Origin of the sequence: Variovorax ginsengisoli (assembly GCF_030486595.1) — a bacterium.
In the GTDB taxonomy this organism is placed as follows: domain Bacteria; phylum Pseudomonadota; class Gammaproteobacteria; order Burkholderiales; family Burkholderiaceae_C; genus Variovorax; species Variovorax ginsengisoli_B.
In genome coordinates this window covers 1-6,409 of the sequence record NZ_JAUJZH010000064.1, presented here as the reverse complement: position 1 = coordinate 6,409, position 6,409 = coordinate 1, and the positions used below count along the sequence as shown (strand labels likewise).

Annotated in this window: 9 protein-coding genes; 5 read left to right on the top strand and 4 right to left on the bottom strand. The window is 62.6% G+C overall.

The features are described from left to right. Positions 1 to 294: 294 nt before the first annotated feature. Together QZH52_RS38290 and QZH52_RS38285 are read left to right on the top strand one after the other, a co-directional pair. Positions 295 to 882, top strand: coding sequence for a cation:proton antiporter (locus QZH52_RS38290; RefSeq protein ID WP_301816495.1), 588 nt, complete (start codon positions 295 to 297; stop codon positions 880 to 882). 147 nt (positions 883 to 1,029) lie between these two features. Beyond that, positions 1,030 to 1,488: a hypothetical protein gene (locus QZH52_RS38285; RefSeq protein ID WP_301816494.1), complete on the top strand. Its 459-nt coding sequence runs from the start codon at positions 1,030 to 1,032 to the stop codon at positions 1,486 to 1,488. Between the two features lie 283 nt (positions 1,489 to 1,771). Here the strand turns inward: QZH52_RS38285 and mntP are convergent, their stop codons facing one another. Then, the gene (gene mntP / locus QZH52_RS38280) at positions 1,772 to 2,341 is read right to left on the bottom strand and encodes a manganese efflux pump MntP (protein WP_301816493.1); all 570 of its coding nucleotides are present in this window, start codon (positions 2,339 to 2,341) and stop codon (positions 1,772 to 1,774) included. A 428-nt stretch (positions 2,342 to 2,769) separates the two neighbouring features. Here mntP and QZH52_RS38275 point away from each other — a divergent pair, with 428 nt between their 5' ends. Then, complete coding sequence (locus tag QZH52_RS38275) at positions 2,770 to 3,453, top strand: hypothetical protein (protein WP_301816492.1); 684 nt, start codon at positions 2,770 to 2,772, stop codon at positions 3,451 to 3,453. Positions 3,454 to 3,729: 276 nt separating this feature from the next. Next, positions 3,730 to 4,032 (top strand): hypothetical protein, encoded by a 303-nt coding sequence (locus QZH52_RS38270; protein ID WP_301816491.1) that lies wholly within the window; start codon positions 3,730 to 3,732, stop codon positions 4,030 to 4,032. Between the two features lie 690 nt (positions 4,033 to 4,722). Here QZH52_RS38270 and QZH52_RS38265 read toward each other — a convergent pair. The 3 genes from QZH52_RS38265 to QZH52_RS38255 form a co-directional block, all read right to left on the bottom strand. Further along, positions 4,723 to 4,962, bottom strand: coding sequence for a hypothetical protein (locus QZH52_RS38265; RefSeq protein ID WP_301816490.1), 240 nt, complete (start codon positions 4,960 to 4,962; stop codon positions 4,723 to 4,725). A gap of 226 nt (positions 4,963 to 5,188) precedes the next feature. Next, positions 5,189 to 5,386: a nucleotidyl transferase AbiEii/AbiGii toxin family protein gene (locus tag QZH52_RS38260; protein ID WP_301816489.1), complete on the bottom strand. Its 198-nt coding sequence runs from the start codon at positions 5,384 to 5,386 to the stop codon at positions 5,189 to 5,191. After that, the gene (locus tag QZH52_RS38255) at positions 5,377 to 5,868 is read right to left on the bottom strand and encodes a helix-turn-helix domain-containing protein (protein ID WP_301816488.1); all 492 of its coding nucleotides are present in this window, start codon (positions 5,866 to 5,868) and stop codon (positions 5,377 to 5,379) included. Before QZH52_RS38255 ends, QZH52_RS38260 begins: the two co-directional genes overlap by 10 nt. A gap of 242 nt (positions 5,869 to 6,110) precedes the next feature. Here QZH52_RS38255 and QZH52_RS38250 point away from each other — a divergent pair, with 242 nt between their 5' ends. Then, positions 6,111 to 6,359 carry a hypothetical protein gene (locus QZH52_RS38250; RefSeq protein WP_301816487.1) on the top strand — a complete coding sequence of 83 codons (249 nt, stop codon included), beginning with the start codon at positions 6,111 to 6,113 and terminating at the stop codon, positions 6,357 to 6,359. Positions 6,360 to 6,409 lie beyond the last annotated feature (50 nt).

The following is a 6,409-nucleotide window of genomic DNA, read 5'->3' as shown; positions in this document are numbered from 1 at the left end:
CAGAACTCATCGGTCACCACCCACGACTCAACACGTTTCGCCAAGATCTCGATCCATCGCCGCGCCCAATGCGGCTCGGATCGACAGTTTACCTATTTACGGATAAGTTCTTAGTGTCATTGCTCCGAAAGACGATGTAGGAAAAAGTTGCTCCCATTCCAGCAATGTTCAGATGTCGAGCGGCGATTCAACCCCGTCAAGGCAGCACTCCGCCCGTCCGCGGCATTCAGCAGTTTCATCGAATAATGTGCGCGAGCTCCGAGACGAATGGGCCGCTGAGATGCATGGAGTTTTTTGCAGCTTATCGCCATCCTCGTGACGGCTCGAGCCTGCGGATGGCTCCTGCGCTTCGTGGGGCAGCCGAACGTTGTGGGCGAAATGGCTGCTGGGCTTGTGCTCGGACCGGTGGTGACGGGTGCGGTGTTCCCAGCGTTCCACGCCCAGCTTTTTCCGAAAGACTCCCTGACCGGACTGTCGGCGCTTTCCACCATCGGACTGGTGATGTTCATGTTCGTCGTCGGCCTCGAACTGCGCGCGCACAAGGGAGTTTGTGAGCAACTACGCTCCGCGGGCTGGGTGGGGCTGCTCAGCGTCGCAGCGCCCATGGCCTTGGGTTTGGCGATCGCGCCTGCGCTGCACCCCCGCCTTGCTCCTGCCGGCGTCGGGCTATGGCCGTTCTCGCTGTTCCTTGCTGCAGCCTTGTCCATCACGGTTTTTCCGGTTATGGCGCGCATCTTGAAGGATCGCGGGCTCACACACACCCGTTTTGGACAGCTCTCACTGGCAGCTGCAGCGGTCGCTGACGCCTGCGCGTGGATCGTGTGGCTTTCGTCGTGGCGCTCATTGGTGCGGGCGACGGCCCCGGAGGCCGTCGACCCATAAAGGGCAAGTGCAAGCCGTCAGACCTCATGGATTTGAGAACGTGAGATGGGGATGGAGCACCTGCCTTGATTTGCATCAAGGGCGACGGCGGCCCTTGCGAGCAATGTTGAGTGCTGTTCCGAGGACCAAGTCGCAAGGTTAAGTACCATGAAGCTCGCAAGTATCTTGGCTACGGCCGCAGCGGTCACTCTTGCCGGTTGCTCCTCGTTTCCCGACTCGGGGGCCAAACAGGCCGAAGAGCACGAGACACATCACCCGGCGGCTGAAACCGCACCAAAAGTCGACCCAGTCAAGTTCGACCAGCAAATGAAGACGATGCGGGAGATGCATCAGAAGATGGTGGCCGCCAAGACGCCCGCAGAGCATGCTGCGCTGATGAGGGACCACATGAAAGTCATGCAGGACGGCATGGCGATGATGGAGCAGATGGGCGGCGGCATGCCGATGATGGACCAAATGAGCGGAGGCATGCCGATGCCGGGGGGTGGCATGTCCTCGATGCCCGGCGGCATGCACAAGGACATCATGCAGCGCATGGCCATGATGCAAATGATGATGCAGATGATGGTGGACCGCGAAGTGGTAGGCTCTCCTGCGGCCAAATAGCAACCACAGACAGTCGGTGCCATTGAGATGGAAATGCAGGACCATGAGCCACGCTTCTGGCGCTCACCCGGCGGAATCGGCTTGCTTGTCGTCCGCGTGTACGCAGCATACGAGGAGTCACGCCGCTGACCAGCGACTGGATTGGCGTTGCCGTCAGCTTCATCGGCATGGCCATCATCATGTTCGGACCGCCGGAGACGGCCCAATAGGCCGAGTGCGCTCCAGGCTACAGTCGGTCAACAGGGGAAAACCAAAGAAGCGCGGCTCGCAGCGCAGCGGAGCTCTACGCAGCGCCCAGGTGTTCGTAAAGGATGGCCGCGCCGATGCCGATGAGCAGGACGCCGCCCAGACCTTCAGTCCAGCGGCCGACAACGCTTCCTAGCACTCGCCCCACCATGACGCCGACTGCGACCATCGCGAAGGTGGTGAACCCAATCGCGGCGGCCACGGGCAGGATGTTCACACTCAGGAAGGCAAGCCCAACGCCGACGGCAATTGCATCGATGCTGGTAGCAAAGCCAGGAACAGCCAGCAGCCAGAAGCCATGGCGGCTAGGCTTCTCGACTTCAGCTTTCTCAGGCTTCCGCGCTGCGGCCCAAATCATTCGACCGCCGAGCACCAAGAGCAAGGTGAAGGCAATCCAGTGGTCCCAGGTCCTGACGTAGTCGGCCGCGGCAAGGCCAAGCGCCCAGCCGACCAGTGGAGTGATGGCCTCCATGACGCCGAAGATGGTGCCCGTGCGAAGCGCTTCGGACCAGCGGGGTTTCTGAAGCGCGGTGCCCTTGCCAACGGCCGCGGCGAATGCATCGGTGGACATGGCCAAGGCCAGCAACGCGGTAGAAGCGAAAATCATGAGGGGTTCGTCCACGGTCGGGTGAGAGCGCAAAAGGCACGTCACCACTTCCCGACCATTGTCGCGATGACATGCCGATGGTCTCGCCAACCGCGAATACGGTTGCCAGCGCCACAGCATGCGATATGCCGAGTATGTTGACGCGGGCGCTTCCTGAAGCCGAAGCCAAGGCCCCATCTGGTGTATCAGCGTGGCCGTGGTCGGCGACCAGTCCCGGCGATCACCATGTCTGCACGGCCCGCCGGCGCGCTCGAATTCACGCCCCGTTCACTTGCAGCACCGCAGACGAGCACATTGGCACCCGTGCGCTCGTCGGTCTGCCCGTGGCTGATGTATTCGCAAGCTCAAGGCACGCACAGTAGGACAGGACCCCCGCAGCTTCAGGCGGAGCACGCACAAGTGGGTGGCGAACAGCTATAAGTCTAGGCATGCGGACTCTTGTGTTCATCGCCTTTCTGGCCGTCGGCTCTCCTGTCGGCCCGGCGTTCGCCGCCGGGCTGAAAGCCCTGTCGCCGGTCGATGCGATGCAGAAGTTCGCCCGCTGTGACGCGTCGTTCTTCGCTTTACTCGCGGCGGACCCGGCGCCATTCGGCTCGGCGATCGAATTGACGCGCAAGGGACCCCACGCAACGCCGAAGGTCAGGAATCCGTGGGCGGGCGTGCGCCAAGACGGCGTCCAGGAGTTCGCGCGACCGATCGAGGTGGACGGTCTGCGCCTGCTGGCCTGGCGCGAAGATGCGGCCGCGGTGCCGCCCCTGGGCACCTTTATCCGCTGGGGTTTCGAGGTCGAAGGCAAACCGGAACGCGTGGCCGTGAGGCTCAATCGGCTGCTCCCGTTGCGTCTGAAACTCTCCAGCCGGGACGGGGCCTGGACCCGGGGCGAGGCCCGCAACAACCGTGATCCAGCCAACGAGTGGAAGTTGCCGGCAATGCCGTTGGGCGTGCTTCCGAAGCGACCCAACACGGTCGACCGCGTCCTGGCGGCCGAGCGCAGCGAGGAGCCCGGCCGCACCAGGCTCTACTGCACCTTGCAAGGAGACATCACGCTGGAGCTGCTGGGATCGCTGCGTCCTCTCCTCCCCGAAATGAGGCAGCAGGGCTCGCCCAGATAGGCGACTTTGGCCAGCGTGAGCGCCTTGCACCCTTTCGGCCCGCGCGACCGGCCGTGGCAAGCAGGTGGAAGGATCAAAGGCTGTTCGGCCCCGAACCGCTATACACCGACACCCGGGCCGACTGCCTGCGGCCTGAAAAGTCGGTGGCGTCATCTTTCTTCGCCACTCTAGGGGATGTCCCGTATGTAAATATTTTTGACAGAGGCTTAGCACGACTTCCTACCTCGTATGCTGATGTGAACTTGTCACATTCAAGAGGCATCAAGGGGTGCACCAATGGACCTGATTGAACAGAACATTTCCGAAGGAGAAGTCGAGGTCACATCGGTCTTGCATGAAGGTTGGACCATAAGCGTGCGAGCTCGGGTGACTGATGGGCGTCTGTCGGAGGCTGCCGCCCACATATCGCGCGACGGCGTTTCACGTTGTCGACTCACCACGTCAGTGGCGTTCGACAATCGCCAACAATTAATAGCAGTGATGGTTGCGAAGGCGGACAAGTGGGTCGGGTTGCAGGCTTCTTTTTGCGGCATCGCCCTTTTGAAGAACGAGGTCCAACGATGCCCATGGAACTCCTAATGCGCGTGCGCCAAGCGCACCTACCTGTGAACATTGAGGACACGGAGGACATCCAGAAATGCGAAGTCCTTTTTGCTGCGAAGCTCATTGAGGCCGCGATTCCCGTTTTTCATCCTGAAGGCTCGGTCCCCTATTTAGGCCCCGCGACCGTCACGAGCGTCACGCCCAATGGCATGGCCGCATCGGAAGTGCGAGCCCGCAAGCCGGATTGCTCTGCCACTTTCTATCCTCGGCGAAATCGGCTGCGCAGCCGTGCTGCCGGTGTGTGGGCGCCCGAACTGCCGTTAGTGACCGGCAGCGACAGCAGCGTCGGCGCTACCAGAGCCTCCACCAGGGTCGACGCATACGCATGTGCAGTGGCCGCAGATCGAGGCGGTCGACGATGCTGGCCGCCGCACCGAAACGGTTGGCGGGTTCGGGGTGCTCATCCGACGAGGCGCGATCGGCTCGGGTCGCGTCATGCATCGAACGCGGGGCTTCCGGGTTCAGCGAAGCGGAGACGGTGTCTGGAGCGGTCATGACAGCAAAGTTGGCAGGAGCTTCGTGGGCCTGGCACGCGCCCCGTCGCTCGAAAGGCCTGTGGGTTGCATGGCAGACGAGCGAACCATAACCGACTCCTGCGCAACGCCTGCGTGCATTTTGTGCGGGCCTTCGGCATCAGCGCGGCGGCGTGGAATGAGGCGTCGACCACTACAGGCTGTCCAGAAACTCTCCGACCGTAGCCGTGCAATGGTCGAATCCGGGCGAGTAGTCCAGCGTAGCGATGGCATCGAACGCGGCGCGCAAGCCGGCATGCGGCTCCCGGATCTGGGCCAGGAACGCAGCCCGATGGCGCAGCAGGAACGGTGTCGCAGCCAGAAGTGGCACGGGCTCCCGCTCGATCACGAGGCGCAAAGTCGAACACATCGCGCGCCGTGACGCGATCGCCACGGTGGTACATCTTCTTGGCAATGATCTCAGCGGCCGTCTCCACTCTCACGCAGCGGCCGCCGATGTCCCAAGTCTCCCAAGCATCGACCAGCAAGTTGGGCGCGGCGACGAAGTCGACCTCCCCTCCTCGAACTGCAGCTTGACGAAGGCGCCGGGCTGCTCGGTGTAGTCCTGCGTCAGGTCTGCCCGCCGTGTCGCTCAACCGAGGCGTGACAAAGCCTAGATACTACGGATCAGGTACAAAAATGTCGATGTCCTTGCTCAACCGATGGCGGTGACGGAACATCAGCACAGTCCCACCGCCGAAGGTCCAGAACGGATCCGCGATGCCGCCGTACTGGCTGATCTCGTCGATCAGCGCCAGGGCCCGAGGGAACAGTTTCTCCCAGCGACCGCCGGGTAGCGACCCGGACTTCACGCCCACAGCGCCCGCCGGTGCGCGGACAAGGATTCGGCAAGTTTCGCCACGTTTCGCCAGACCTGCCGCGGTGGCAGACGCGAACGAGAGGCCGTCTCCTCCACGGCCATCACGACGATCGGCACGGGCGCTTCATCGAGCAAATGGGTCAAGTGCGGGGCAAAGGAGGGTGGCACGTCACCGCTCGCCAGCGCCTGCTCGAGCGCCTCGGGGGCCAGTTCGCGGGCATAGCTGACGCTGGCCGTCTTGGCCGCCATCCACAGGCCGCGCTTCTTGCGCCGCGCCTGCGTATCCGGTGTTGGACTGTCCAGACCCAATACCGCCATCACCTGCCCCACGCGGTTGACGCCCAGGTCGCTGAGCGCGCCGTTTTCCAAGCCAACCAAGGTTTGACGAGACAGGCCGGTCAGATGCGCCAGCTGCGCCTGGGACAGGCCCAACTCAGCGCGCCGCGCTCGCACTGCATGGCCGATGTCGACAAGGTTCATGACAGATAGGATCGAAGATTGTCCAAAATATTGGACATATTACGCCTGCCCCCTCCCCGCAAGGAGGCTGCTTCGGTCTCTTCCCCCTCCTGATCAAGAGCAGAGGTGGGGAGGTGTCTTGGCCGCGGCGAATAATTACGCTAACGGCGTACCGAAGATTTCTAACCGAAATCCAAACACCCGCACTCCAATGCACCTCCCCCCCGACGCTGGCAGAATGCTCGCTCGCCGTTAGCGTATTCATGACTTCCTATTCCCTCTTCGACGAAACCCCCTCCGAGGGGCACCGCCTCGCATTCGAGCGATGGCTGGATGGCCAGCGGGCCTCCGGTTCCCTGCGGCAGCCCGCCTCGGTCGAGGTCTACCGCGACATGTGGGGCGCCTTCACCGCCTGGTGCCTGGGCCAGTCGCCGGCGGTCACCCTGGCGTCGCTGTCAAGGGTCGCCGGATATTCCCCAGTCGTGGTCGTTCAGATTTCCCCACCCGGTTGAGATGAGTCGTCGTCGTGAGGCCGTACGAGACCGGCCTTGAGCTTGTCCTT